Consider the following 25261-nt stretch of genomic DNA (forward strand, 5'->3'; position numbering starts at 1 on the left):
CAACCGAGTCGCCGCGACCCGGCGGCACCGACCCGCACGCCGCTGCCGGGCGGGTGCGCGGGGTCCCGGAGGGGCGCGGCTAGGCTGGCTCGGTGCCCGATTGGTTCCCGACGAACGTCGCCGACGTGGTGGTCTTCGCGCCGCTGCGGATCGCGTTCCTGATCATCGTCGCGCTCGTCATACGTTATGTAGCGCACCGGTTGATCGACCGTTCGGTTCGCAAGTCGATCAATGCGACGCCGAAGCAGCGCAACCGGGCGATCGAGGCGCTGACGGTGCCGGCCCGGCTGCCGGCGGAGCGGCGGGCGCAACGGATCCAGGCGCTGGGGTCGCTGACCAAGAGCGTCACCACCGTCGTGATCTTGGTGATCACGGTGATCATGATCTTGACCGAGCTCGGCTTCAACGTGACGACGATCATCGCCGGCACGTCCTTGATCGGCGTCACGTTGGCCTTCGGCCTGCAGAACATCGTCAAGGACTTCCTGTCCGGCGTCTTCATGCTCATCGAAGATCAACTCGGCGTCGGCGACTTCGTCGATCTGGAGAAGGCTTCCGGCACGGTCGAGGAGATCGGGCTCCGGGTGACCCAGTTGCGCGACGACGACGGCACGGTCTGGTACGTCCGCAACGGCGAGGTGCTCCGCGTCGGCAACTACTCCCAGGGCGGGCCCGGCCGGCCGCCGGAGCCCGCCGAGGCGGAGGCCGATCAACCGGACGAGGCGACGTAGCGGTCCGCCGAAGCCGGTGGCTGCCAGAAGCCGATCAGGTCGCGATACAGGGGCGATCGCTGCAGCAGCGAGTCATGATCACCGAGTACGGTGCGTTCGCCGTCCAGGACCAGGATCCGCTTGGCCCGCAGCGCCGAGGTCATCCGGTGCGCGACGACGATCAGCGGCCCACGCGCCGCGAAGGCCTCCTCGGCGCGGCGTTCCGCCTCGGGATCGAGATGACAGGTCGCCTCGTCCAGGACGGCCAGCGGCGCCGGTGACAGGTAGGCCCGGACCAGGGCGATCAGCTGGCGTTCGCCGGCCGACAGGTCGCCCGGGCGCAGCTCGGCTGCGAGCCCGCCGAGCCGGTCGACCAGCTCCGTCGCGCCGAGCTCCGCCGCCGCGGCGGCAACCTGGGCCGGTGTCGCCTCCGGCCGCAGATAGGCCAGATTGTCGATCAGCCGGCCCGAGAACACGTACGCCTCCTGCGGGATCAGCACCCGGCAGCCGGCCAGCAGGGCGGGCGATACGGCGGCCGGCGGCACACCGCCCAGCATCACCCGGCCGTCCGTCGGCCGGAGCAGACCGCAGGCGAGCGCCGTGAGCGTCGACTTGCCGGCCCCGCTGGGTCCGACCACGGCGAGATGATCACCGGGTCCGACCGTCAGGTCCAGCCGGTCCAGGATCGGCTCGGCGTGCGGCCCGTACGCAAAGGTCACCCGGTCGAAGATCAACTCCGGATCACCGGGCACCTGTTCGGCGGGACGCGCCGGCGGCGGGCCGGCGTCGAGGATGCGGCCGAGCGTCACCACGTAGCGCAGCCCGCTGTCGCCCAGGGCGGACAGCATGGTGTTCAGGGCCGGCTGCAGCCCGAGCAGCACGTACGTCAGACCGCCGAGCAGAACGCCCGGCGTGAGGCCCCGCGAGACCAGCCAGGGCCCGGCTCCGAGCAAGATCAGCAACGGCAGCCAGCCGCCGACGGCGAAGCAGGCCATCCGCAGCGCGGCGATCCGGGCCTGCGCCCGCTCGGCCCGGGCGTGCGCCTCGGTCGGGGCACCGACCAGGTCGGCCGCGTAGTCCTCGGCGCCGGAGCCGGTCACGTCCCGGACCGCGGCGAAGACCGAGCCGGCGGCGGTGGTCAGGTCCTCGTCGGCCTGGATCGAACGCAGCAGCCGGCGGGCCGCCGGGCCGAGGACAGCGAACGAGGCCGTGAACCCGAGCAGGAACGGGACCAGGACGAGGACGGCGATCAGCGGATCCAGCGACAGCAGCCCGGTCAGGACGCCGAGCACGGTGATCACGAACCCGCGCACGGACAGCACCAGGCCGCCGAAGGAGTCCCGGACGATCTCCACCTGCCGGTTCAGCCGGGCCACCGCTCCGCCGTCCGCGCGACCGGCCGAAGACCGGGCCAGGGCGCCGGCCACCACGTGCCGTACCAGGTCGTCCCGGAACGGCTCGACCAGCCGGCCGAGGCTCCGGTACACCTGGCGGGCACCGACGCCGCCGACGCCCGCGGCGACGACCAGCCCGGCCAGCCAGGCCAGGCCGAGACCCAACTGCCCGGCCAGGAACGCGTCGGTGGCGTGCGCGACGGCGACCCCGAACAGGGCGGTCGGCAGGATCTCCGGCACCGACCAGAGCAGCAGCCCGGCCAGCCGGCGGCGGGCCGAGCGGCGGCCCAGGGCGGCGATCCCGTACCGCAGTTCCCGCATCATCCGAACACCTGCCGGTAGGCCGGGTCGGACCAGAGTTGATCATGGCGACCGAAACCGCGCAACCGGCCGGACTCCAGCCACACCACCAGGTCGGCCCGGGCCGCGGTGCCGAGCCGGTGCGTGACGATCAGCCGAGTCCGGCGGTCGTCCGCGGCGAGCAGCGACCGGCCGATCTGCGCCTCGGTCATGGAGTCGAGGCTCGACGTGGCATCGTCCAGCACCAGCAGCCGGCCGGCCGGCCAGGCCCGGGCGAGGCCGAGCCGCTGCGCCTCGCCGCCGGATAGCGGCGCGACCGCGAGCGGCGTCCGGTAGCCCTCCGGCAGCCGGCTGACGAAGGCGTGCGCGTTGGCCGCGGCGGCGACGGTCGCCGCCGCCGGCTCGGTACGGCCGACCAGAATCGACTCCTCGACGGTCCGGCCGAACAACGCCGGGCGCTCGAACGCGCAGCCGACCGCGCGCCGCAGCTCGGACCGGCTGAGTTCGGCCAGCGGCACCCCGTCCAGCAGGATCCGGCCGGTGTCGGGGTCGCGAAGCCGCGCCGCGAGGGCCGCCAGCAACGACTTGCCCGATCCGCTCGGCCCGACCACGGCCACCCGGGCGCTACCGGGAAGATCAAGATCGAGTTCCGCCAACCGGTCGGCGCCGCCCGCTGTGACGCCGACCCCGCGGAACTGCAGCCGCCCGGAGCCGGGCCCAAGCGTCCTGGTCCCATGGCCGAGCGGCGCGATCGCCAGCACCGCGTCGGTCCGGCGGATGCCGGCGCGGGACCGGGCCAGCTCGCCGAACATTCCGGTCAGGCCGCCGAGCCCGGCCCCGAGCACCGCGTACTGCGCCGCGGCGAACAGGTCGCCGGGGCTGATCACCCCGCCGGTCAGCCGGACGCCGCCGACGGCCAGCACCGCGACCAGGATCAGCGGTCCGACGATCGCCGCCTGCGCCCCGGACCGGGCCAGCACGTCCCAGGTCAGCAGGCCGTGCCGGTGCAGCGTCCGCAGCGGCCGCAGGATTCGCCGTTGCTCGCGGTCCAGGGTGCCGGCCGCGGCGACGGTACGGATTCCGGCGAGCGTCTCGGACAGCAGCGCGGCCAGCCGGCCCTGCGTCTCGGCGTAGGCCTGGCTGAGCTCGGTCGTCCGCAGCGTGAACAGCCAGAGCACCGCGATCACCAGCGCCACCCCGGCGACGAAGGCCACCGCGAGCCACGGGTCGATCAAGATCAACAACACCAGGCTGCCGACCGGCGGGATCACCGCGGCCAACGCCGCCACTGCCGCGGGCCCGGCCCGGGCGGCGTCCGCCGCGTCGCCGGACACCCGGCTGACCAGGTCGCCGGACTCGTACGGCCGGGACCCCTCCGGGCCGCCCGCCACCACCCGCCGCACCAGCCGGTGCCGCAGCCACGCCGTCGTCCCGGCCACGCAGGCGGTGTCGGCGAAGGCGTCGACCAGGTCACAGACCACGGCCACCGCGATCAGTCCGCCGGCCAGCGCCAGCCAGCCGCCGACCGAGCTTCCGGCCACGATCGCGTCCACCGCACGTCCCAGCACGGACGGCAGCGCCAGCGCGACCAGGCTGCCGGCCAGCGCCGCGACACCGATCACGGGCAGCCAGCCCCGACCGTGCCGGACGACCGAGCCGAAGCCGCTCATGGCCTGGTCAAACCCGTATGAGCACCGAGGAAGGCGAGCACGTCGGCGGCCAACGCGACGCCGCCGCTGACCGTACCCCCGGTGTGGGACTCGCCTTCGCTCGTCCGCAACAGGACCGGACCACCGGTCGTCGCGTGCTGCAGCGCGGCGCACATCTTGCGGGCGTGCAGCGGGTCGACCCGCGCATCGTCGGCGGAGACCGTGAACAGCACGGCCGGATAGGCGACGCCCTCCCGGACCCGGTGATACGGCGAGTACGCGAGCAGCCAGCCGAGCTGCTCGGGGTCGGCCGCCGAACCGTACTCGGGGACCCAGGCCGGCCCGTGCCCGGACAATTCGTAGCGGACCATGTCCAGCACCGGCGAGGAGCAGACCGCCGCCGCGAACAGCTCCGGCCGCCGGGTCAGCACGGCGCCGACGGTCAGCCCCCCGTTGGACTCGCCGAAGGCCGCCAGCCGGTCCGGCGTCGTCCAGCCGTCCATGATCAACTTCTCGGCGGCGGAGGTGAAGTCGTCGAACACGTTCTGCTTGGCCGCGCCGGCGCCCGCCCGGTGCCAGGCCTCGCCCCGCTCCGAGCCGCCGCGGGTCCGGACCGCGGCGAAGACACCACCGGCCTCGACCCAGGCCAGCGAGAAGGCCGAGTAGGTCGGGATCAGCGACTGACCGAAGCCTCCGTAGCCGTAGAGGATGGTCGGCCGGGCCGGCTGCGGCCCCGGCCCGGGCGGTGCATGGACGGTCAGCCCGACGTCGGTGCCGTCGGCGGAGACGCAGCTGAGGCGCCGGAGCTCGACCGGCGGCGTCCGGTCCAGACCCGGCGGCCGGGCCCAGAGCTCGGATCGCCCGGTGCGGGCGTCGAACCGGTGGACCGCCGTCGGGGTGACGCTGTCGCAGTAGTCGTACCAGGCCTCGGGACCGCCCTCGGGCCGGGTGCTGATCGACCCGACCGTGCCCGCGCCGGGCAGCTCGACCTCGCCGACCCGGGCGCCGGACTCGCGATCATGGAGGCCGAGTTCGGCGATCCCGTCGACCGTGCGCCCGACCAACAGCAGCGGCCGCGAAGCGCTGTCCAGGAAGGCGATGTTGCTGAGCGGAGCCTCGGGGAGCTCGGGCACCAGCTCGCGCCAGTGCTCGGCGTGCGGCCGCTGCGGGTCGGCGACACAGATCCGGCCGGCGTCCGCGGCCAGCGTCGTCGCGACGTACAGCCGGCCGTCGGCGGCCACGGTGAGCATGGTCCTGGCGTCGATCCCTTCCTGGACCGGGATCAGGGCGGGCCGGTCCAGGCGGCCGTCGGCGAGGTCGGCCAGCCACACGTCATTGCGCGTCCCGTACCCCTTCGAGACGACCAGCCAGCGGCCGTCCCGACTCAGTTCCAGTCCGTACGCCGCCGGGTCGCCGAGCACCACGGCCTCGTCATCGGTGCCGAGCCGATGCAGCAGCAACCGGCCGTTCCGGACGTAATAGAAGGTACGGGAATCCGGCAGCCAGCCGACCGGCGCGTGGCGGCAGCCGTCGAGCGGCCGGTCGAGCTGGTCCCCGGTGCCGACGTCCAGCAGGTGCAGGGTCCCGTCCTCAGCGCCCCCGTGCGCAAGCTGGTACGCCAGCACACCGCCGTCCGGGCTGACCTGCCAGGTGTCCAGCCGGGTCCGGCCGGACGGATCGAGCGCCACCGGGTCCACCAGGATCCGCTCGCCGGCCGGGTCCACCATGATCAACACCGGCTGTTCCCGACCGGCGTCGCGCCGTTCGAAGAACCTGCGGTCGCCGCGCCAGGTCGGCACGGTGATCATTCCGACCGCGCTCAGTTCGGCCACCCGCCGCCGGAACCGGTACCGGTCCGGCAGCGCTGCGGCATGGGCGAACCAGAGCTGATCCTGGGCCGCGACCCAGCTTCGCGTTTGCTGATTCGCCGTATCCTCGAGCCAGCGGTAAGGGTCCGCCACCCGGCGACTGTGCAGGTCGTCGACGACGGTTCCTCGTTCGGCCTCGGGGTAGCTGCGCGTCTGCAGATGCATGATGAGTTGCCCCTCCTACCGGACGTCCGCTGAGCGGTCCTGGACGGAACCGAGTTCCGTCCAGGACCCTCCCTTTACCGATCGGCCAGCGATCAGTGACAGAGCAACAGGCTGAGTCCACTCGGACGGTAGGAACCGCAACCGAGCAGCGTCAGCGACGAGCCGCCGCCCTTGCCACCGCCGTAGCCGCCGGGGGCGTCGAGCCCCTGAAGGTCGAGAAGCGCCATGTGTTTCACCTCCTTTCAGTTCTCGTCGGTTCGGGTTCCTGGAGCGGACCCGAAGAACGGGAGCTGCACCGGTTCGTGGTGCAGCGCGGCCCCCAGCGCGAGCAGGACGCCCGCCGAACCGGTGGCCAGATCCATCGAGAGCCGGAGCAGCCGGTCGCCCGGGAAGGCCAGCCCGCCCCGGTGCGGCACCGCGTGCCAGGCCAGCCCCCGGATCAGCCGCTCGGTGACCTCGTCCGGACCGCCGGTCCGGTCGTCGGCTGCGGCCATGATCAAACCGGCCCGGCCGGCGAAGAGGCCCGGCTGGACGAAGTACTCCGACCGGGTGACCCGCTGCAGCGACCGCAACGCCTCGGCCAGGTCCGGGTCCGGGCGGTGCTGCAGGTACCGCCGCAACACGACGGCGATCCCGACCGAGCCTTCTTCGAGGTACGGCAGCGTCCGCCAGCCCTGGCTGACCTGCCGGGTCCCGTAGTCGTCGAGGACGCAGCGGCGCAGATCCTGGCGGAGCGCGATCTCGGCGAGTTCGAGCAGGCCGGCGTCGCCGTTCTGTTCGTACCCGCGAAGAAAGAGCAGCGCCGCCCCCGACGACCCGTGCAGCAGGCCGGCCCGCGGATTCCCTTCGCCGCTGATCTCCGGTACGTCGTCCGGGCCGCCGAGCCGGTCGGCGACGAAGTCGATCACCCGGGTCGCGTTGGCCAGGAACGAGGTCTCGCCGGTCCGGTGCCAGAAGTGCAGCAGGTTCAGGCCGATCCCGGCCAGCCCGGAGCGCAGGCCGAACTCGAGGCCGTCGACCGGCTCGGTGAGGCTGAGCTCGATCACGTCCAGCGCGTCCTGCCGGTGACCAAGATCATCCAGCACGTACGCCACGCCGGCCCGGCCGTCGTAGAAGCCGGTCCCCTTGACCGGTCCGAGCGCCCGGCTGCGCAGCCACGTCTCGTACTCTTCGAAGCGGCCGGCCCCGGTGTGGTGCAGCGCGTACAGCACGCCGGCGGCGCCGTGGGCGAAGCCGAGCCCGCCGCCGGGCGTGAACTGAGCGATGTCGCCCGGGAACAGCCGATCGTCCCGGTCCGGCGTCGCGCTGCCGACGATGGCCCGGCTGAGCGACTCCCGGACCTCCGGCCAACGGCCGCGGCCGGGCAGGGCCGGCCAGGTTTCCGCATCCTCGGAATCCTCGGCGGCCTCGCCGACGATCGTCTGGACCGCCCGCTCCAACCAAGGCCGCGGCACCGGGAAGGTCTCCGCGATCAGGTCGGCCAGCTGGGCCGCCTTGCCCGGGTGGAACGGCAGCAGCATCGTCGTCTCCGGTGCGAAGATCCCGATCCGCATGCAGGCCAGCGCGTAGTCGTCGACAGCGACACCCTGCCGGTCCGGCGGCGCCGAGTAGCCGGGATGGGCCAGGGCCGACCGGGCCTGCTCCTCCACCGCGGTGGCCACCTCGAAGTCGATCAGCACGAGCCGGTCCTCGGCGCCGATCAGCACGTTGTCGGGGTGCAGGTCGCAGAACACCACGCCCCGGCCGTGCAGGGCGCGGACCGCGGTCTCGACCCGGTCCAGGACCGAACGGGCCCACGCCGCGTAGGCCGCCAGGTCGGCCGGAGCCGGGTCCGGCCGGGTGAGCGGATAGTCGTTGACGATCAGCCGTTGCAGTGGGTTCGCGTCGACGAACTCCTCGACCAGGAAGCGGTGCTCGCCCAGCGTGAAGCTGTCCAGCACGGCCGGCACCTCGTCGATCCCGGCCAGCCGCTCGAGGATCGCCTGCTCGTGCTCGATCCGGGCCACCGCGTCGCGGTTGTGCACATCGAGCCCGGCGTGCGGCCGGCCCTCCTTGAGCACGACCAGCCGGTCGCTCGTCTTGTGCCGGCCGAGGTAGACCCCGCCGCCGTTGGAGAACTGGATCACGCCGTCGATCTGGTACGGAAGCTCGGTGGTCGTGACGGCGTTGCGGGCGGCCAGATGCGGCTCCAGGAAGCTCGGCAGCGACGCCCACTCCGGCGGCGCGAAGACCGGTCGCCGGTTGTCCGGGACGAGCCGCCCGTCGGGATGCTCGACCGCCAGGACCCGCTGCCCGGAGTCAGAAAGGCAGTGCCGTTCGGCGAAGCCGCCGTACCGGACGTACAACGGGCCGTCGGCATAGCGAAGGTCGGATAAGACGTACGGACCGCGGACGCCGGCCAGGAGATGATTGAGCTCCTTGAGAACCAACTCGAGTTGGGCGTCGTCGGCCGGATAGATCGTGACCAGCTTTCCACTCGCCTCACGGTCCGCCGACTTCGAGTTGTACATGACGACGACGGGTTCGTTACGAAGGAATTTGAACGGCACGCCCCGTTCGAGGCAGTAATCCCAGACGACCTGCAGCGTCCGGTCGACGTCGGCCAGACAGGACGAGACGTGGATCTTCCAACCCTGGTTGGGAACCGGCGCCTCCGCCGGCGCGTAGTTCATCCAGACGTCGGTCGCCTCGCGTTCCCACCCGGCCGGCAGCGGCCGCGTGCACAGCTCGAAGTCGGGATGTTCTGCGTCACGATTCGTCGGTGTGTCATAGAAGAATCGGTCAGCAAGGCAATACAGAACATACTCATCCATGCAACCCCCACCCGAAATAACTACCCCCAGGCAAAGAGTAGGAGCGGTTCGAATAGGTGTCAATCAGTTCTGCGAATTGCGTTGAAACTCGTTGAGCGGGTCACATTTCACGGTTCATAAGAAGTACCGATGTAGGGAATTCGGTCCGAAGATGATCTTGACGAGCCGGTGCGATCAGCGCTCGGCGATCACCCGATCCGCTGCCAGGCAAGGATGATCAACGCCGAACCTGATCATGAACCGACCGCGCGTCCGAGGAAGCCGGACAGCCGGGCGGCCACCTCCCCGGCCGGCTGGTACGGCAGCGAGTGGTGCGACGCGTGCCCGATCACGGCCACCTCGGCACTCGGCAGCCGGCGCAGCGCCGCCAGCCGGGTCCGCCGGGCGTCGTTCACCCGGGACATCCCGGCCAGCATGATCAGGGTCGGCGCGGTGAGCTCGCGCAGCTCGGCGGCGCTCGGCCGGGGCTGCCGCGGCGGCAGTTGCCGGGGCACTCCGGTGCCGGCCGCGAACAGCTCCAGCCAGTCCTCGTCGACCGGCACGCCGGTCGACTCCCAGCGCACCAGGGCCCGGGCCCGGCCGGGCGTGCTGGCGAAGGTCAGGGCGAACTCGCGGCTCCGGTAGCCGGCCCGGGGACGGCCGAAGCAGTCGACCGGGTCCAACAGCGCGAGGGCGGAGACGCGGTCCGGCGCGGCGAGGGCGTACCGCAGCGCGAGCCAGCCGCCGCTGCCGTGCCCGGCCACTGCGGCCCGGTCGACGCCGCAGCCGTCGAGGACCCCGGTCAGCCAGTTCAGCAGGTCGGCGCCGGTCCGCAGCGGCAGGTCGGCACCGCCGAGGCCGGCGTCGCCGAGCCGGTCGATCGCGAAGATCCGGTAGCGCCGGGCGAGCAGGCCGGCGAGGGCGTACCAGATGGTCGAGGTGGCGCCACTGCCGTGCAGCAGCACCAGCGGCCGGGCGTCGGGCGGTCCAGCCACGGTGACGGCGGTGCGGCCGAAGCGGGAGTCCAGGTGTTCGGTCGTCGCCGCCGGCCAGCGGTCCAGCATGGCGTGGTAGCGGTAGAGGAATCGGCGGTACGGGTCGCCGCGGTCCGGGTAGCCGCGCAGCGTCGGCCAGCGCGTCGTGGGTGGCAGTTCCATGATCACGATCATGAAACGCCGACGTCCGCCGGCGCATCGGCCGACGGACGTATTGCTGCTACGGCAGCGAGCGTAAGGCGAGGCCCTACTGGACCAGGGTCGCCTCGAGGGTGATCTCGGTCCCGGCCAGCGCCTGCGACACCGGGCAGTTGGCCTTGGCGGTCTCGGCGGCCTCCTGGAACTGCTCCGCGGTCAGGCCCGGCACGGCGGCCTTCACGGTGAGCTTGATCCCGGTGATCCCGGTGCCCGGCACGAAGGTCACATCGGCGGAGGTGTCGACGGTCGTGGGCGGGGTGCCGGCGCCGGCCAGGCCGTGCGACAGCGCCATCGAGAAGCAGGTGGAATGCGCGGCGGCGATGAGCTCCTCCGGGCTGGTCTTGCCGTTCGCCTGCTCGGCCCGGGACGGCCAGCTGACCGGATAGGTGCCGATCCCCGACGAGGCGAGCTCGACGGTGCCGGAGCCCTCCATCAGGGAACCCTCCCAGTGGGCGTTGGCCGTGCGTACGGTAGCCATGACGATCTCCTTCTCGGGGGATGTGTGCGTCTGTGGTGTTCGCCGCTTATCTTGCCAGGCGCCCGCGGGGCCGGCTCCGGTGGGAAGGTGAGGAACAATGGGTGGCGATGACGCACACTGAGGACCGCCAGTCGTTCTATGACGAGATCGGCGGACACGAGACCTTCGTCGCCCTGACCAAGCGGTTCTACGAGGGCGTGGCCGACGACCCGCCGCTGCGCGAGATGTATCCGGAGGAGGACCTCGGGCCCGCCGAGGTACGGCTCCGGATGTTCCTCGAGCAGTACTGGGGCGGCCCGACCACGTACAGCCAGGAGCGCGGCCACCCGCGACTGCGGATGCGGCACGCCCCGTTCGCCGTGACACCGGAACAGAAGGACCGCTGGCTCAAGCACATGCGCGACGCCGTCGACTCGCTGCACCTGACCGAGGAGCAGCACGCGATCCTCTGGGAGTACCTGGAGCGGGCCGCCCAGTTCATGGTCAACACGTTCGACAGCAACGGCCCGCCGGCGATGCCGGGGCTGACCATCCAGCCCCGGCCTTAGCGTCGTCAGGCCGGGCGGAGCGACTCCGGCAGCAGCGGCGCGTGCGCGGCGAGCAGCTCATCGGTCATCGCCCGGATCTGATCAAGATCGAGCAGCGCCGCCGTCAGAGGATCCAGTGCCACGGCGTGGTAGACGTGGTCGCGGTTGCCGGTCAGCGCGGCCTCGAGGGCCAGGGTCTGGACGGCGATGTTGGTCCGGTTCAGCGCGGCCAGCTGCGGCGGCAGGGCGCCCATCGTGGTCGGCTGCACGCCGCTCGCGTCGACCAGGCAGGGCACCTCGACGCAGGCGTCGAACGGCAGGTTGCTGATCGCCCCGTCCCGGTTCGACACGTTGCCGTGGATCACGCTCAACTCGCCGGTCACCATCGAGTTGACGATGCTGGCGCCGTACTCGACCGACGGCGCCAGCTCGGCCTTCAGCCGGTCCAGCTGGGCGCCGAGGTCGCCCGCTTCGTCGTGCGCCGCGCAGATCTCGTAGTAGTCCCAGCGCTGCGGGATGTATTCCTTGATCAACTCCTGGTTCTTCCGGAAGTACGGCAGGTATTCCGAGGCGTGGTGGCTGGACTCGGTCTCGAAGTAGCCGAACGTGTTCATCAGCGCCGTCCGGACCTGCTCGTTGCCGCCCTCGTAGTTGCTGGCCGCCTCGGCCGCTTCGCTGTGATCACCGTCGTCGGTGATCAACTTCTCGGCACCCCGGGACCGGACGTGCCGCTTCGCCATCTCCACGCGCAGCCGCGGATAGAGATCGGTCCGGCCCTGCTTGAACTCCAGCACCCAGGCCTGGTGGTTGATCCCGGCGCAGCGGTAGGCGACCTCCTCGTACGGGACGCCGAGGGTGCGGGCCAGCATCCGCGTGGTCCCCTGCACGCTGTGGCAGAGCCCGACCGTGCGGGCACCGATCGCGTTCAGGTAGCCGGTTGCCATCGCCATCGGGTTGGCGTAGTTGATGAACTGGGCGCCCGGGCAGAGCTCGCGGGCGTCCTCGACGATGCCGCGGTAGGCGGGCACCGAGCGGAGGAACCGGAACACGCCGCCCGGCCCGATCGTGTCGCCGACGGTCTGGTCGACGCCGTACCGGCGTGGGATCTCGACGTCGTGCCGGTACGCCTCGAGCCCGCCCACCTGGAACGTGATGATCACGAAGTCGGCGTCCCGCAGCGCCTCCCGGCGATCCGTGGTCGCCTCGAGCGTCGCGCCGAGGCCGTGGTGGGTGATCAACTCCTGCGACACCTTCGCGACCCGGGCCAGCCGGTCCTCGTCGATGTCCATCAGGCACAGGGTCGCGTCCTGCAGGGCCGGGAAGCTCAGCAGGTCGCCGACCAGCCGGAACGGGAACACGTACCCGCCGGCGCCGATGATCGTGATCTTGGGGCGCAGAATCGTGGAAGCCATACCAAGACGCTAGGCGCCGACCCGCCGGGTGCACCTCCGGCAGCCTCGGCAACCCTTCCGGAATCGTCCGCCGGGCGCGGCGGTTAGGATCGCGGCATGTCCGGCGCTGGACCGCTACCGCACCCGGTGGACGTCACCGGGTCGGAGTTGTGGCTGCACCGCGGCACGCCGCCGACGATGGTGCGGCCGCACCGGCACGACGATCTCGAGGTGAACCTCGTCCTGCGCGGTCGGCTGGACTACCTCTTCGGCGGCGACCGGCTCAGCGTGACCGCCGGTCAGGTCGCCGTCTTCTGGGCCGCGACGCCGCACCATCTGCTGCCCAGCCCGGAGCAGACCGAGGGCTGCTGGCTGCACCTCCCGCTCGGCACCGCGCTCGGCTGGAACCTGACCGACACCGACGTCGCCCGGCTGCTCTCGCTGACCCCGGTGATCGCACCGCAGAGCTGCCTCGGGCATGACGCCGTCGTCCTTTTCGGCACCTGGATCCGAGAGCTCGGCGGATCGGACGCGGCGGCCCGAATCCCAGCCCTGCTTGAGATCCAAGCGATGATCAGCCGAGTGCTCCGGTACGACGAGCGGCAGCCGGACCGCCATGATCAACAGCAGCCGGCGCCGGAGGGAACGCTCAACTCGGTGACCGCGATGGCCCGGTTCATCGTGGAGAACTTCCGGGATTCGATCACCATCGGCGACATCGCCGCGGCGGCCCACCTCAACCGCAGCCACGCCGCGATGATCTTCAGCCGCAGTCTCGGCCTCAGCCCGGGCCGGTATCTCGCCCGGCGCCGGATCGCCGAGGCGCAACGGCTGCTGATCACCACCGGCCTGGCCATGATCGACGTCGCACACGCCTCCGGGTTCAGTTCACAGAGCAGCTTCTACGAGCAGTTCACCAGACTCTGCGGCACCTCGCCCGGCGACTACCGGCGCCGGCATCAGCGGCCCGGATAGACCACCGGCTTCAGGCTCTGCGGGTCGGTCTTGGACGCCTGCAGCGCCTCGGCGACCTGGTCCAGGCCGAACCGGCCGGTGACCAGTCCGTCAAGATCAACAGCGCCCGAGGCGGCCAGGGCGATGGCGGCCGGGTAGCAGTTGGCGTACCGGAACGTGCCGGTGACGACGAGCTCCTTGATCTGGATCTCGGCCACCGGAAGCTCCAGGTTGGGGGCGCCGAGCCCGACCAGCACGATCCGGGCCGCCGGCGCCGCCACCTCGAACGCGGACCGCACCGCCGGTGCCGCGCCGGAGCACTCGATGATCACGTCCACTGGCTCCAGGCTGTCGGTCAGCGGACCTGCAATAGCGTCGATCACCTGGTGCGCACCGCGCTGCCGGGCCACCTCGAGCCGGTGCCCGACCGCGTCGCTCACCGCGACCCAGGCGGCGCCGCGGGCCCGGGCCACGTCGGCACAGAGCAGCCCGACCGGGCCGGCGCCGGTGATCAACACCCGGTCCCCCGGCTCGATCGCCGCCTTGCGTGCGGCCCAGACCCCGACCGAGAGCGGCTCGATCAGCGCGGCCGCCTCGTCGGACAGTGTGTCCGGCACCGGGTGGGCCCGGTGCGCGGCCAGCACGACGTACCGGGCGAAGGCACCGTGCACCGGCGGCGTGGCGAAGAACTCGACGTCCGGGCACAGGTTGTAGCGACCGGTCAGGCACTGCGTGCAGCGCCCGCAGGTCTGCTGCGGCTCCAGCGCCACCCGCTGCCCGACCCGGTCCGCCGGCACGCCCGCACCCACGGCGCGGATCACGCCGGACGCCTCGTGGCCGAGCACCAGCGGCTCCTCCACCACGAAGTCGGCGATCCGACCATGATCGAAATAGTGCACGTCCGAGCCACAGACGCCGACCGCGGCGACCTCGATCAGCACCTGACCAGGCCCGGGCTCGGGCACCGGCGCGGTATCGACCACGACGTCGCCGGCTCGGCGGAGCAGGGAGCGCGGCTGTTCCTTCGGCAGATTCATGATCGAACGATACGCGTCAGATCCACCCGTGGTGCTGGGCCACCTGGATCGCGGCGGCCCGGTCGGAGACCTCGAGCTTGGTCATGATCGCCGCCGCATAGTTGCGTACGGTTCCGGCCGACAACCCCACCCGGCGGGCGATCGCGGCCGGCGTCCCGCCCTCGGCCAGCGCGGCCAGCACCTCCAGCTCCCGCTCGGTGAGCGGGCAGTCCGGGCTGATCAACAACTCCGCGGCCAGTTCCGGGTCGACGTACCGCGCTCCCTCGTGGACCCGGCGGATCGCCTGCGCCAGGGCGCCCGCCGGGGTGCCCTTGGTGACGAAGCCGGACGCGCCGGCCCGCAGCGCCCGGCGCAGATGGGCCGGCCGGCCACGCCCGGTCAGGATGATCACCCGGCAGGACGGCAGCGCCCGGCCGAGCTCGGTGCTGACGGCCATCCCGTCCAGCTTCGGCATGTCCAGGTCGACCACCGCGACGTCCGGCCGATGATCAAGAGCGGCCTGCACCGCCTGCCGACCGTCGCTCGCCACCGCGACCACCGACAGGTCCGGCTCGAAGTCGAGCAGGGTGGCCACGGCGTCCCGAATCAAGGCCTCGTCGTCGGCCAGCAGAAGCTTGATCATGGCTGCCCAGTCTGGCACGGCACGGTCGCCTCGAAGACGAACCGATCACCCTCCCGGCCGGCCCGGACCGACCCACCGACCTCGGCGAACCGTTCCCGCATCCCGGTCAGGCCGGTGCCCGTCCGGCCCGGGCCGGTGCTCGGTTCGGCGGCGTCGTTGATCACCCGGAGCTTGAGGTCCCGGCCGGCCCGGTCCAGCGTGATCACGCATTCGGCGCCCCGGCCGTGGCGCAGCACGTTCGTGGTCGCCTCGCGGAGCGCGATCGCCAGCAGCCGGGACAGCGCGGCGGAGTCCGGGCGGGCCGCGAGCTCCATCCGGTACGGGATCCCGGCGGCGTCGAGGGCGTCCCCGACGGCCACCGCCTGTTGATCAAGGTCGATCCCGCGAAAGCCGTCCACCGTGGACCGCAGTTGCACCAGCGCGTCAGCGGTGAGCCCGCGGAGCTGCCCGGCCTCGGCGGCGGCCCGGCCGGGATCGCTCTGCCGCAGCCGTTCCACCAGTTCCGCCTTCAGCGCGATCACCGACAGCGAGTGACCGACCACGTCGTGGATGTCCCGGGCGAACCGCAGCCGCTCCTCGGCCACCGCGAGCCTGGCCCGGGCCTCCCGGCCGGCCCGGAGTTCGCCGACCAACCGCCAGAGGACGTACGGCAGGCCGCACATGAACACCACCGTCGCGCCGACCGCGAGCGCCGTGAGCCCGTACTGGAGCGGAGCGCCGGCCCAGGCCCCGATGGCGAGAACGGCGACCAGCAGGGCCAGCCAGCCGCCGACCAGCACCGCCGGCCGTCGGTACAGCAGTGGAAGCGATCCGGCCACGGTGCCGCCGAGCCAGGCCCAGGTGGACCACGCCGCGCCGCCGAGCGGCGCCACCAGCGGGATCGAGACCAGCAGCGCGAGACCGAGAACGACATCGGTCGGGACCGGTCGCCCCGGTCCCCCGGCCGCCACAGCGTCGTGCCTCAGCGACCGGTACAGCGCGGCGGCGAGGGCCGCGGTGACCAGGGCGATGCCGATCGCGCCGAGCACCGCGCGGACCGGATCGGCCTCTCGGGTGAGCGCGATGCCCGGCATGATCGCCGCCGTCGCCGGTGCCGCGAGCAGCGCGACCAGGGCCACGGCCCGGGCCCGGCGGACCGGCCGGTCGGCGTCGTCGTACCCCATCGTCGCGTCCTCCTCCTCGCCGCCACCATACCCCGGCCGGGTATGTGCACTGCACGGATTTCGATGACATTCCGACCAGTGCTTCGGCACCCGACCCCTTCCAGGCTGAAGCCATGACAACCGTTCCCACATCATCCACCGACAATCCCGGCCCCCTGCCGGCTGTCCTGGCCCGCTGGCCCACCCTGGTCGGCCTGGCAGCCCTGATCGCCACCTCCGCGGGCGGCGTCGACGCCCATCTGGCGGCGACGATCATCATGATCGCGGCCCTCTGCTACCTGGCCGCCGCCGCGGCCGGCCGGCCCGCGGCCGCCTGGCTCACCATCCCGGCCGGCGTCGCCCTGGTGACCCTCGGCATGCTGACCGCCCTGGACGCCGTCCTGCTGCTGGTCCTGGCCGCCGCGGCCCTGGTGATCTTCGGGCTGGTCCGGCGACCCCGCTCCGGCTGGCCCGAACTGGGCCTCCAGGCGGCCGGCTTCGCGGGCTTCACCACCCTCGGCCTGGTCGCGATGATGGTCGATCCCGTCCTGGCCGCCCACCTCGCCGCCCTGGCCGCGATCGGCCACGGCGTCTGGGATCTGGTGCACCATCGGCGGAACCGGGTCGTCGGCCGTTCCCTCGCCGAGTTCTGCGCCGTCCTCGACCTCGGCCTCGGCACCGTGATCTTGATCGTCACCTGGCTCGCCCGCTGACCGACGTCACTTGAGTTGACACGTCAGCTACATTGAGGAGACAACTGACGTATCAACGACCTCGCCGAAGGGTGCGCCGCGGCGAGCGGCGGCCGATCGTGGTGAATCTCGTCCTGCTCGTGCCCGGCCTACCGTTGTTCCTGCCTACGTCCTTGGAAGGGTCACCATGAGTCAGTCAACCGCCCCCGTCGTCGAGCGGGTGGACGCCCAGCACCGGTACGAGATCTCGGTCGACGGCGCCCGCGCCGGGCTGACCGAGTACCGCGATCACGGCGGGCAGCGGATCTTCTTCCACACCGAGGTCGACGAGGCGTACGCCGGCCAGGGCCTGGCCGGCCAGCTGGTCCAGCAGGCACTCGCCGACACCCGGGCCGCGGGCCTGCGGGTGGTCCCGGTCTGCACCTACGTGGCCCGGTACGTGAAGCGGCACGACGAGTTCGCCGATCTCGCGGACCCGGTCACCGACGACATCCTGGACTGGCTGGAGCGGGAACTCGGCTGACGAGGCGCCCTCAGCCCGGATCCACCATGCCCCGCCGCTAACTGGCCGAGCCGCGTCGCCGCCGGCCATGAGCGCGGCAGCCGCCACAGCACCGAGCGGACTGCTTGACCCGCAGAACTTGCCGAAATCGAGGTCAAAGGGTCCGCTCAGTGAGCCGCCATTCCGGTTCGAGTGCGGTGTATCAGGGCTCAGGCGACGTCGGCCCGGGCGAGGGCGACGACCTGCCCGCGCTCCGTACGCTCGAAGCGGTCCAGCCTCGCCCGCACCTCCGCGGCGTCGACGTCGGCACCGAACAACTCGGTGCCCGGCTCGAAGCGAACTCCCTCGGCCAGCGGCCCGGCGATCACCGGGTCGAAGCCCAGCCGGTCCAGCAGGTCAGCCACGGCGCTCAGGTCGGCGGCGTCGTCGCCGGCGATCGCGACGGCCAGCCGGCCCGCTGCGCCGGCCGGCCGCGCCCGGTTCTCCAGATCGTGGTAGCCGACATGGTTGAGCGCCTTGACGACCCGGGAGCCGGAAAGGAACGCCTGGACGGTCTCGCTCGACGAGGTCCGCGGATCCGTCAGGTCGTCCCGTACCCCGTCGACCTCCCACCAGTAGTTCATCGCGTCGACGACCAACCTGCCCCGCAGCGCCTCGGCGGAAAGCTCGCGATACCTGCCCAGCGGAAGGGCCAGGACGACCAGGTCGACCTCCGCCGCGACGTCGGCGGCGGTGGTCGCGCGGGCTCCCGGCGTCAGGACGTCCACGGTCAGCGCGATCCGTTCGGGGTCGCCGGAGCCGGCGATCAGCACGCGATAGCCGGCCGCCAGCGCGAGCCGGGCCAGCACGGTGCCGAGCTTGCCCGCGCCGAGGATGCCGAGCGTCGGCAGGTCCGGATGGGTCACGTCACACCCCCGCCCGCACGACCCGGTCGGCGAGCAGCTCGCGCACCCGCGGGATCACCTCGGTCCCGTACAGCTCGACGGCCCGCAGCCTGGCGCTGATCGGCTGTGAACCCGCGGTGTAGATCAGGTCGAAGCGTTCGACGCCGAGCGTGTTCACCGTCCTGGCGATCTTGGCCGCGACCGTCGCCGGTGAGCCGATGTAGAGGGAGCCGTACGCAATCTCCTCCTCGTACTGGTCCCGGCGGAGCCGCGGCCAGCCGCGCTGGGCGCCGATGCGATCATGGATGACCCGGTAACGCGGCCAGAACACCTCCTTGGCCTCCTCGTCGGTGTCGGCGATGAAGCCCGGCGAGTGCATGCCGACCCCGTGCGACGGAGTGCCGAACTGCTCGGCCGCCCGGCGGTAGAGCTCGACGTAGGAGGCGAACCGGCTCGGCGGGCCGCCGATGATCGCGAGCACCATCGGCAACCCGTACCTGGCCGTGCGGATCACCGACTGCGGCGAACCGCCGACCCCGACCCAGGTCGGCAGCCGCCCGGACTCGGACTTCGGGAAGACGTCGGCCCGGTCCAGCGGTGCCCGCAGGTCGCCGCTCCAGCTGACCGGTTGCTCGTCCAGCAGCCGGACGAAAAGGTCGAGCTTCTCCTCGAACAGCCGGTCATAGTCGGCCAGATCGTAACCGAACAAGGGAAAGGACTCGGTGAACGAGCCGCGGCCGAGGATCAGCTCGGCCCTCCCGCCGGAGATCCCGTCGACGGTCGCGAACCGCTGGAAGACGCGGACCGGGTCGTCGGAGCTCAGTACGGTGACGCCCGACGACAGCCGGATCCGCGACGTCCGGGCGGCGATGGCGGCGAGCACGGTCTCTGGCGTCGCGATGGCGTACTCGGGACGATGGTGCTCACCCAGGGCGATTACGTCGACGCCGAGCTGGTCGGCCAGCACCGCCTCCTCGACGACCTGACGGATCGCCGCGGGGTAGCTCACGAGTTGACCGGTGTCGTCCTCCGGGACGTCGCCGAAGGTGTCGAGTCCGAAGATCAGATCGGGCATGATCAAGCCTTCCCAAGTAGTTGACGCGTCAATCATATACCATGTCATTGACACATCAACCAGGGAGTGGCCATGGCGAGGGAACGGGCGGCGGGCCGGGCGACGAAGCGCCGGCTGCCGACGAAGGAGGAGCTGCGGGTCTGGCGGGAGTTCATCGAGACGGCCGAGACGCTGCGGTCCGAGCTCGCGTCCCGGCTGCAGGCCGAATGCGGGCTGTCGACCGGCGACTACGCGGTGCTGCTCGCCCTGAGCGAGGCCCCCGGGCGGCGCCTGCGCTCGTCCGAACTCGCCGACGGGATCCGCTGGGAGCGTAGCCGGCTGTCCCACCATCTCGGCCGGATGGAGCGGCGCGGGCTGATCCGCCGCGAGGAGTGTGCCACCGACAGCCGCGGCGCCGAGGTCGTCCTCGAAACGGCCGGTGCGGAGGCGTTCCGGCGCTCGACCGTCCCCCACCTTCGTGCGGTACGGGAGCTGTTCGTCGACGCCCTCACCCCGGAGCAGCTCGCCGCCGCGGCCGACCTCGCGACCGCCCTGCGCCGCCGGCTCGATCGCTAGGACGCGGCTCGCACCACGTTCCCCGAGCCTGTCGAAGGGCAAGGTCCGATCTCGGCCCCGGGCACTTCGACAGGCTCAGTGCGCAGTGGACAACCCGGGTCGGCGGAGGAACCAGTTCGGCCGGCCCAGCACCGGGGCCTCGCCGATCACGGTGAAGCCGTGGCGACGATAGAACGCGACGTTCTCCGACTTGTCCGTCTCCAGGTACGCAGGCTCGGCGGTCCGGTCCCAGCGGTCGGCGAACTCGTTCATGATCAACGAGCCGATGCCCTGGCCCTGCCGGCCCCGGTCCACCGCGATCGGACCGAAATGGTGGTGCGGCCAGTCCGGGTGCTGCCGCCCCCAGGCACTCTGCCAGGCGAGCACCCGGAGCAGCCGCCGCGGCCCGATGTTGATCATGGTCGCGGCGGCCCGGGCCTGCTGGCCGACCCGGAGCCGGCACTCGCCGGGTGGCGCGCTCGCCGCGACGCCGACCAGGGTCTCGCCGTCGAAGGCGCCGACGGTCTCCCGCTGCCCCGCCACCCGGAACAGCCCGCGGAACATCAAGTCCAGGCACCGCTGCCTGGTCTCCGGATCCGGGCCGAAGGCCGCGACGTGGCCCGGGTTGTCCCGCATCCCCCGCGCCAGCACCCCGACCGCGGCCTCGGTCTCGTCCGCGCCGATCGGCCGCAGCCGGATGATGTCCTTGCTCATGATCATCACTCTGCCACCCGCCCGCGTTCGGCGAGCCAGCCCGCCATCGCCCGTACGCCCACGCCGATGGCGCCCTCGTCCGGGTCGAAGTCCACGTGGTGCGGAAAGGCCGTGGTGACCAGAGCGCCGGGCGAACGTACGCCGAGGAAGCTGTAGGTGACCGGAAGCCGCCGGCCGAACAGCGCGTAGTCCTCGCCGTTGAACGGCGGCGCGGCGTGCATCCGGGTCACCTGCCGGGGACCGAACTCACGGCGCAGCCGGCGCTCCAGCCTGATGCCGTCCCGCTCCGGGCAGACCAGGGCGGGGAACGGTGGGTCGGGGAACTCGGCGCATCCGTCGTAGCGGGCGGCGACCGCGCCGACGCTCTCGCGGACCTCGCGGTAGCGCTGCTCGGGCCAGCACCGATAGGACAGTTGTACGGTGACGGCGCCGTCCTCGTCGGCCTCCGGGGTCGCGTGCTGGATGTTGACGAACCGGGCCAGCGGCCCGTCGGGCGTCCCGAGGTCGACCAGCAGCTGTTCCATCTCGGCCAGGGTCTGCGGCCGAGCCACGGTGGCCAGCCGAACGACGTCCGCCGCCACGGCCTCGGCCCGAGCGGCGGCGTTGGGGCCGGTCAGCCGGACGCTGCCGCGGTCCAGGCCCGGCATGCCGAAGCCCGGCGTGACGGCGATGGTCCCGACGGGCAGCGGGCCGCAGTGCAGCGCATGGAGCTCCCGGGCACCGGTGCGCCGCAGGACGCCGTCGTCCAGCATCGCCTGGGCGCCGGTGAGGTCCTCCTCCGCCGGCTGGAACAGGAACGCGACCGTACCGCTGAGTCGTGAACGGAGCCGGGCCAGCACCTCGGCGACACCGACCCCGATGGTGGTGTGCAGATCGTGCCCGCAGAGATGGCCGAGCTCGGTGACCCCGCCAACCGTGTGCCCCGCCGGCACGGCATCCATGTCGGCCCGATAGCCGACGGTACGGCCTCGGTGGGCGCCGTGGAGCAGGCCGACCACGCCGTGGCCACCGACGCTGGTCGTCACCGTCAGGCCGGCGGCCCGCAGGCGGTCCGCCACCAGGGCGGCCGTGTGACGCTCCTCGCCCGCCGGTTCGGGGTGAGCGTGGATGGCCCGCCGCAGGGCAACCAAGTCAGCTTCGATCGAGCCGGTCACCGCGTCGATCGCGGGCTGGTCCACCGGACGGCGGCCCACCTCGGGGCGAGCCGGCCTGTCTGCCGCGGCGGCGGGCGCCGCGACTCCGGCGAACGTTCCGGCGCCGGCGGCTGCGGCGGCGAGGAGAAAGCGTCGGCGGTCGAGATCCCGCGGGTTGTTGATCATGGTTGCTCCTGACGTCGGCGACCCGGCCCGTGCCTGGGCTCGGTTCCAGCGTCGCCCCGTCCGTCAGTCCTCCCCAGCCGGCCGACCCACCAACCGGGCCGGGGGTTGTCCCTACCCGCCGAAGCTGATCATGGACGCCCGGTCACGCCACCGCCCAACGGGAGAAGGACGATCGCCAGGGCTCGGTGATGGGCTGGTCCGCGACCAGGACGGTGCGCGCGGTCGCGTACCGGGTGCCGGCCCGGTCCCGGACCTCGGCGGCCAGCGAGACCGAGCGGGTGCCGATCTTGGTGACCACCGTCTCCGCGAGGTAGGGCTCGACGGCGAAGTCGATCGGCTTCAGGTAGTCGACGTCCTGCCGCACGACGACCCACCGGCCGCCGTTCTCGCCGCCCATCAGGTCGGCCACCAGGGCGACCCGCGCCTCCTGGACGTAGTCGTAGTAGCGGACGTTGTTGACGTGGCCGTACGAGTCGAGGTCGGACCAGCGCACCCGGACCGGATGCAGATGGCCGGACCCGGTGAACGTGATCTTGGTCGAGTCGACCGGGCGGAGCGGCTCGGCCGGCTCGAGATGGCTGCTCAAGAAGTCCCGCTCGGTGGCGGTGAGCCGGCGCAGGGCGTTCGCCTCGAGGTCGTACGGGGTGGCGATGGTCTGCGCGCGGACGGCGATCTCCGCCCCGTCCTTGATCAGATACCCGAGCTGGAACCGGCTGCCGCCGACCTGATCGACCCAGAGCTCGATCCGCAGCGGCCGCCCGCTGTAGACGACCGGTGCCCGGTATTCGACCTGATGGCCGGCGACGATGACGCCGTTGTCCAACAGGTCGCGCATCGCCGGCGGACCGGAATGCAGGAAGGCGACCCGGGCCTCCTGCAGGTAGTCGACGAACGCCGCGTTGTTGACGTGGGCCTGCGCATCCATGTCGCCCCAGCGGAGCGGGCAGTCATAGCTGTAGGTCACCCCGGCATCCTGCCAAGGGCGGTCGGCGCCGCGGTCAGCGGATGCCCGGACGGGCCTCCGCCCAGCGGCCGCGGGTGAAGTCGGGGAAGTCGACCGGCGCGCCGTCGGCGGCGACCGAGGCGAAGCTCAGCGCGGACGGAGCACTCCAGGCCGCCGCGTCGTAGACGTCCATCTCGGCCACTGCGCCGGACCGCATCGTGGTGATCAACTGGAGCAGCATCAGGTAGTCCATGCCGCCGTGGCCGCCGGCCTCGCGGGCCCGCGCACCCTCGTCGGTCCACAGCTGGTGCTCGTAGTCGCGGAACGTGTCCAGCTCGACGTACTCCTCGACCTGGGCAGGATCGTCCGGGTCCTCGACGAAGATCCGCGGCGGGAAGTCGGTGAAGATCCCTTTGGTGCCGACGATCTCGTTCCTTCGGCTGTACGGGCGCGGTCCCACCACCTGATGCTGCAGCAGGATCGTCCGACCCTGTTCGGTGGCCACGATGGAGGTGTTGATGTCACCGCAGCGATACACCTCGCCGGCCGTACTCGGATCGAGCTCGTCGGGATGGCTGTCCCGCCAGACGTCCAGGCCGCGGGATGCCGAGCTCATCGAGGTCAGCCGGACGAACCGGTCGCCGCGATTCACGTCCAGGTAGGCCGCGACCGGTCCGAGGCCATGGGTCGGATAGAGGTTCGCGTCCAGCTTGACGTGGGCCTTGCGCCGCCATGCCGTCCGCGTCATCAGCGGCCGGCGAAGATCATGAAGATAGGCCGCCTCGGCGTGCAGCAACTCGCCCAGCACGCCGTCGCGGACCAGGTTGAGCACCAGCAGTTCGTTGTAGCCGTAGTTGCAGTTCTCCAGCATCACGCAATGCCGCCGGGTCTGTTCGCTGGTGTCGACCAGGGCCCAGCACTCCTCCAGCGTCAGCGCTGCCGGCACCTCGACCGCGGCGTGCTTCCCCGCTTTCATGGCGGCGACGGCCAGCGGAGTGTGCAACTCCCAGGGGTTGGCGATGATCACGAGATCGATGTCGTCCCGTTCGATCACCGCCGTCGCGTCGGTCACGGTGTCGGCGCGGCGCCCCGAGGCGGCCGCGACCCGATCGGCGGCCGCCCCGGCCCGCTCCGCCGAGACGTCGCAGACCGCACGCACCTCGGCGCCGTCGATGATCAACAGGTTGCCGAGCAGCGAACTGCCCCGGTTGCCGGCCCCGATCAGCCCGATCCGGATCCGGTCACGTCCCTCGAACGGGACGTTGATCATGGTCTCAGCCACCCGATCATCGTAAAAGGGTTGGCACCAAATCGGCAATAAGTGGCGTCCACAATTAGGGATTGAGCTCGAGGAAGCGTCTCGCGCCGGCGGCCACGCGGTCCCGGAGTTCGTCCGGCGCGACCACGACCACCTCTGACCCGCCGAGCGCCCCGACGAGCGCGACCGCGCCGTCCCAGTCCTCGGTGTCGAACTCCGCGTCGACCCAGCCCTCCGGGTCCGGCTCGCCGATGATCTTGCTCCTCGCGTACGCCCAGCCGGCGCGGTCCAGGGCCTCGCCGCGCAGCCGCAGTCGGATCCGGAACGACCCGAACCGCTTCGCGTACGCCTGCCGCGCCTCCCGCCAATGGGCGGCCAGATCGAAATCGCCCGGCCGGACGAAGGTCTCCTCGGTCGTGATCAACTCGTGCAGCCGGGACACCCGGTAGGTGCGTACCAGGTCGCCGCCGCGGCCGACGAAATACCAGCGGGTTCCCTTGCGCACCAGGCCATACGGCTCGATCCGGGTGACCCGCCGGCCGCTGCCGTACCGCACCTCGATGATCTTGTCCGCCCAGATCGCGGCGAGCAGACCGGGCAGCAGCGGCGGCGGATCGCCCGCGGTCGGCTCCCAGTAGCGGTCCGGGTCGAGATGGATCCGCTGCCGCGCGTGCTCGGCCTGCTCACGGGCCGCCGGCGCGATCGCCGCCAGCAGCTTCATGATCAACTCGTCACCCGGATCGTCCAGCCCGAGATCGCTGAGCAGGCCGCGCGGGTGGCCGACGATCATGGCCAGCGCCTCCGCCGTGGACAGCCCGGTCAGGTTCGTCCGGTAGTCCTGCACCAGCGCCCAGCCGCCGGTGCCGCCGCGGACCGAATAGACCGGGATCCCGGCGGACGACAGCGCCTCCATGTCGCGGCGGATCGTCCGGCTGGACACCTCGAGCTCGCGGGCCAGCGTCGGCGCCGACACCACTCCCCGGCCCTGCAGCCGGAAGACGATCCGAAGCAGCCGGTCGGCGCGCATGGGTCACATTCTGCCCGTACCGGACAGCAGCTGTCCTCTTCGGTCCGCCACGGGCGGCCGGATCCGATCGGCCGATTCGGTGCCGGATCCT

Annotated in this window: 24 protein-coding genes; 6 read left to right on the top strand and 18 right to left on the bottom strand. The window is 71.8% G+C overall.

Annotated elements, in window-relative coordinates; translation table 11 throughout:
* Positions 1-92: 92 nt before the first annotated feature.
* Entirely contained in the window at positions 93-731 is a 639-nt protein-coding gene (locus BKA15_RS35365; RefSeq protein ID WP_179749400.1) for a mechanosensitive ion channel family protein, read from the top strand.
* Here the strand turns inward: BKA15_RS35365 and BKA15_RS07275 are convergent.
* From BKA15_RS07275 to BKA15_RS07305, 7 genes are all read right to left on the bottom strand, one after another.
* Positions 710-2428, bottom strand: coding sequence for an ATP-binding cassette domain-containing protein (locus tag BKA15_RS07275; RefSeq protein WP_179749402.1), 1719 nt, complete (start codon positions 2426-2428; stop codon positions 710-712). The two genes, BKA15_RS35365 and BKA15_RS07275, sit on opposite strands and share 22 nt — an antisense overlap.
* Positions 2425-4074 carry an ABC transporter ATP-binding protein gene (locus BKA15_RS07280; RefSeq protein WP_179749404.1) on the bottom strand — a complete coding sequence of 550 codons (1650 nt, stop codon included), beginning with the start codon at positions 4072-4074 and terminating at the stop codon, positions 2425-2427. The genes BKA15_RS07275 and BKA15_RS07280 overlap by 4 nt, the downstream gene beginning before the upstream one ends.
* Entirely contained in the window at positions 4071-6086 is a 2016-nt protein-coding gene (locus BKA15_RS07285; RefSeq protein ID WP_179749406.1) for a prolyl oligopeptidase family serine peptidase, read from the bottom strand. The genes BKA15_RS07280 and BKA15_RS07285 overlap by 4 nt, the downstream gene beginning before the upstream one ends.
* Before the next feature lie 92 nt (positions 6087-6178).
* Positions 6179-6313, bottom strand: a complete 135-nt coding sequence (locus tag BKA15_RS07290; RefSeq protein WP_179749409.1) for a SapB/AmfS family lanthipeptide — start codon at positions 6311-6313, stop codon at positions 6179-6181.
* Positions 6314-6328: 15 nt separating this feature from the next.
* On the bottom strand, positions 6329-8899 hold the full coding sequence (gene lanKC, locus BKA15_RS07295; RefSeq protein WP_179749411.1) for a class III lanthionine synthetase LanKC: 2571 nt from the start codon (positions 8897-8899) through the stop codon (positions 6329-6331).
* 233 nt (positions 8900-9132) lie between these two features.
* On the bottom strand, positions 9133-10035 hold the full coding sequence (locus tag BKA15_RS07300; RefSeq protein ID WP_179749413.1) for an alpha/beta fold hydrolase: 903 nt from the start codon (positions 10033-10035) through the stop codon (positions 9133-9135).
* Positions 10036-10120: 85 nt separating this feature from the next.
* Positions 10121-10549 carry an OsmC family protein gene (locus BKA15_RS07305; RefSeq protein WP_179749415.1) on the bottom strand — a complete coding sequence of 143 codons (429 nt, stop codon included), beginning with the start codon at positions 10547-10549 and terminating at the stop codon, positions 10121-10123.
* Positions 10550-10656: 107 nt separating this feature from the next.
* Between BKA15_RS07305 and BKA15_RS07310 the strand changes: the two genes are divergently transcribed.
* On the top strand, positions 10657-11097 hold the full coding sequence (locus BKA15_RS07310) for a globin (RefSeq protein ID WP_179749417.1): 441 nt from the start codon (positions 10657-10659) through the stop codon (positions 11095-11097).
* 5 nt (positions 11098-11102) lie between these two features.
* Here BKA15_RS07310 and BKA15_RS07315 read toward each other — a convergent pair whose 3' ends face one another.
* Complete coding sequence (locus BKA15_RS07315) at positions 11103-12488, bottom strand: alpha-glucosidase/alpha-galactosidase (protein WP_179749419.1); 1386 nt, start codon at positions 12486-12488, stop codon at positions 11103-11105.
* Positions 12489-12584: 96 nt separating this feature from the next.
* Here BKA15_RS07315 and BKA15_RS07320 point away from each other — a divergent pair, with 96 nt between their 5' ends.
* Positions 12585-13442, top strand: coding sequence for a helix-turn-helix domain-containing protein (locus BKA15_RS07320; RefSeq protein ID WP_179749421.1), 858 nt, complete (start codon positions 12585-12587; stop codon positions 13440-13442).
* Here BKA15_RS07320 and BKA15_RS07325 read toward each other — a convergent pair.
* Genes BKA15_RS07325 through BKA15_RS07335 form a run of 3 tightly spaced genes read right to left on the bottom strand, consistent with a single transcriptional unit; the run spans position 13427 to position 16243 of the window.
* Positions 13427-14458 carry an NAD(P)-dependent alcohol dehydrogenase gene (locus BKA15_RS07325; protein ID WP_179749423.1) on the bottom strand — a complete coding sequence of 344 codons (1032 nt, stop codon included), beginning with the start codon at positions 14456-14458 and terminating at the stop codon, positions 13427-13429. The genes BKA15_RS07320 and BKA15_RS07325 overlap by 16 nt on opposite strands.
* Positions 14459-14474: 16 nt before the next feature.
* Positions 14475-15080 (bottom strand): response regulator transcription factor, encoded by a 606-nt coding sequence (locus BKA15_RS07330; protein WP_179749425.1) that lies wholly within the window; start codon positions 15078-15080, stop codon positions 14475-14477.
* Complete coding sequence (locus tag BKA15_RS07335; RefSeq protein WP_179749427.1) at positions 15077-16243, bottom strand: sensor histidine kinase; 1167 nt, start codon at positions 16241-16243, stop codon at positions 15077-15079. The genes BKA15_RS07330 and BKA15_RS07335 overlap by 4 nt, the downstream gene beginning before the upstream one ends.
* Before the next feature lie 113 nt (positions 16244-16356).
* On the opposite strand from BKA15_RS07335, the gene BKA15_RS07340 reads away from it, so the two are divergent.
* Positions 16357-16935 carry a hypothetical protein gene (locus BKA15_RS07340; protein WP_179749429.1) on the top strand — a complete coding sequence of 193 codons (579 nt, stop codon included), beginning with the start codon at positions 16357-16359 and terminating at the stop codon, positions 16933-16935.
* A 166-nt stretch (positions 16936-17101) separates the two neighbouring features.
* Positions 17102-17437 (top strand): GNAT family N-acetyltransferase, encoded by a 336-nt coding sequence (locus BKA15_RS07345; RefSeq protein WP_179749431.1) that lies wholly within the window; start codon positions 17102-17104, stop codon positions 17435-17437.
* A gap of 188 nt (positions 17438-17625) precedes the next feature.
* Here the strand turns inward: BKA15_RS07345 and BKA15_RS07350 are convergent, their stop codons facing one another.
* A complete protein-coding gene (locus tag BKA15_RS07350; protein WP_312878853.1) occupies positions 17626-18321 on the bottom strand; it encodes an NADPH-dependent F420 reductase in 696 nt (231 codons plus the stop codon).
* Position 18322: 1 nt separating this feature from the next.
* Positions 18323-19375, bottom strand: a complete 1053-nt coding sequence (locus tag BKA15_RS07355) for an LLM class flavin-dependent oxidoreductase (RefSeq protein ID WP_179749433.1) — start codon at positions 19373-19375, stop codon at positions 18323-18325.
* 72 nt (positions 19376-19447) lie between these two features.
* Between BKA15_RS07355 and BKA15_RS07360 the strand changes: the two genes are divergently transcribed.
* Complete coding sequence (locus tag BKA15_RS07360; RefSeq protein WP_179749435.1) at positions 19448-19930, top strand: MarR family winged helix-turn-helix transcriptional regulator; 483 nt, start codon at positions 19448-19450, stop codon at positions 19928-19930.
* A 75-nt stretch (positions 19931-20005) separates the two neighbouring features.
* Here the strand turns inward: BKA15_RS07360 and BKA15_RS07365 are convergent, their stop codons facing one another.
* The 5 genes from BKA15_RS07365 to BKA15_RS07385 all read right to left on the bottom strand — a co-directional run bounded on the left by BKA15_RS07365 (position 20006) and on the right by BKA15_RS07385 (position 25170).
* Positions 20006-20623 carry a GNAT family N-acetyltransferase gene (locus BKA15_RS07365; RefSeq protein WP_179749437.1) on the bottom strand — a complete coding sequence of 206 codons (618 nt, stop codon included), beginning with the start codon at positions 20621-20623 and terminating at the stop codon, positions 20006-20008.
* A 5-nt stretch (positions 20624-20628) separates the two neighbouring features.
* On the bottom strand, positions 20629-21942 hold the full coding sequence (locus BKA15_RS07370; RefSeq protein ID WP_179749439.1) for a M20 metallopeptidase family protein: 1314 nt from the start codon (positions 21940-21942) through the stop codon (positions 20629-20631).
* A gap of 142 nt (positions 21943-22084) precedes the next feature.
* Positions 22085-22906, bottom strand: coding sequence for an acyl-CoA thioesterase (locus tag BKA15_RS07375; protein WP_179749441.1), 822 nt, complete (start codon positions 22904-22906; stop codon positions 22085-22087).
* Positions 22907-22940: 34 nt separating this feature from the next.
* Positions 22941-24167: a Gfo/Idh/MocA family protein gene (locus BKA15_RS07380; RefSeq protein ID WP_179749443.1), complete on the bottom strand. Its 1227-nt coding sequence runs from the start codon at positions 24165-24167 to the stop codon at positions 22941-22943.
* A gap of 52 nt (positions 24168-24219) precedes the next feature.
* Entirely contained in the window at positions 24220-25170 is a 951-nt protein-coding gene (locus BKA15_RS07385) for a helix-turn-helix transcriptional regulator (protein ID WP_179749445.1), read from the bottom strand.
* Between the last annotated feature and the right edge of the window lie 91 nt (positions 25171-25261).

The sequence above is a fragment of the Microlunatus parietis genome (genome assembly GCF_013407955.1).
Classification (GTDB): Bacteria; Actinomycetota; Actinomycetes; order Propionibacteriales; family Propionibacteriaceae; genus Microlunatus; species Microlunatus parietis.

What these genes read in the sequence shown, in the direction of transcription:
- BKA15_RS07275 (WP_179749402.1), bottom strand. Translation starts at nt 2,428, where the DNA reads ATGATGCGGGAACTGCGGTACGGGATCGCCGCCCTGGGCCGCCGCTCG.
- BKA15_RS07280 (WP_179749404.1), bottom strand. Translation starts at nt 4,074, where the DNA reads ATGAGCGGCTTCGGCTCGGTCGTCCGGCACGGTCGGGGCTGGCTGCCC.
- BKA15_RS07285 (WP_179749406.1), bottom strand. Translation starts at nt 6,086, where the DNA reads ATGCATCTGCAGACGCGCAGCTACCCCGAGGCCGAACGAGGAACCGTC.
- BKA15_RS07290 (WP_179749409.1), bottom strand. Translation starts at nt 6,313, where the DNA reads ATGGCGCTTCTCGACCTTCAGGGGCTCGACGCCCCCGGCGGCTACGGC.
- lanKC (WP_179749411.1), bottom strand. Translation starts at nt 8,899, where the DNA reads ATGGATGAGTATGTTCTGTATTGCCTTGCTGACCGATTCTTCTATGAC.
- BKA15_RS07300 (WP_179749413.1), bottom strand. Translation starts at nt 10,035, where the DNA reads ATGGAACTGCCACCCACGACGCGCTGGCCGACGCTGCGCGGCTACCCG.
- BKA15_RS07305 (WP_179749415.1), bottom strand. Translation starts at nt 10,549, where the DNA reads ATGGCTACCGTACGCACGGCCAACGCCCACTGGGAGGGTTCCCTGATG.
- BKA15_RS07310 (WP_179749417.1), top strand. Translation starts at nt 10,657, where the DNA reads ATGACGCACACTGAGGACCGCCAGTCGTTCTATGACGAGATCGGCGGA.
- BKA15_RS07315 (WP_179749419.1), bottom strand. Translation starts at nt 12,488, where the DNA reads ATGGCTTCCACGATTCTGCGCCCCAAGATCACGATCATCGGCGCCGGC.
- BKA15_RS07320 (WP_179749421.1), top strand. Translation starts at nt 12,585, where the DNA reads ATGTCCGGCGCTGGACCGCTACCGCACCCGGTGGACGTCACCGGGTCG.
- BKA15_RS07325 (WP_179749423.1), bottom strand. Translation starts at nt 14,458, where the DNA reads ATGAATCTGCCGAAGGAACAGCCGCGCTCCCTGCTCCGCCGAGCCGGC.
- BKA15_RS07330 (WP_179749425.1), bottom strand. Translation starts at nt 15,080, where the DNA reads ATGATCAAGCTTCTGCTGGCCGACGACGAGGCCTTGATTCGGGACGCC.
- BKA15_RS07335 (WP_179749427.1), bottom strand. Translation starts at nt 16,243, where the DNA reads ATGGGGTACGACGACGCCGACCGGCCGGTCCGCCGGGCCCGGGCCGTG.
- BKA15_RS07340 (WP_179749429.1), top strand. Translation starts at nt 16,357, where the DNA reads ATGACAACCGTTCCCACATCATCCACCGACAATCCCGGCCCCCTGCCG.
- BKA15_RS07345 (WP_179749431.1), top strand. Translation starts at nt 17,102, where the DNA reads ATGAGTCAGTCAACCGCCCCCGTCGTCGAGCGGGTGGACGCCCAGCAC.
- BKA15_RS07355 (WP_179749433.1), bottom strand. Translation starts at nt 19,375, where the DNA reads ATGCCCGATCTGATCTTCGGACTCGACACCTTCGGCGACGTCCCGGAG.
- BKA15_RS07360 (WP_179749435.1), top strand. Translation starts at nt 19,448, where the DNA reads ATGGCGAGGGAACGGGCGGCGGGCCGGGCGACGAAGCGCCGGCTGCCG.
- BKA15_RS07365 (WP_179749437.1), bottom strand. Translation starts at nt 20,623, where the DNA reads ATGAGCAAGGACATCATCCGGCTGCGGCCGATCGGCGCGGACGAGACC.
- BKA15_RS07370 (WP_179749439.1), bottom strand. Translation starts at nt 21,942, where the DNA reads ATGATCAACAACCCGCGGGATCTCGACCGCCGACGCTTTCTCCTCGCC.
- BKA15_RS07385 (WP_179749445.1), bottom strand. Translation starts at nt 25,170, where the DNA reads ATGCGCGCCGACCGGCTGCTTCGGATCGTCTTCCGGCTGCAGGGCCGG.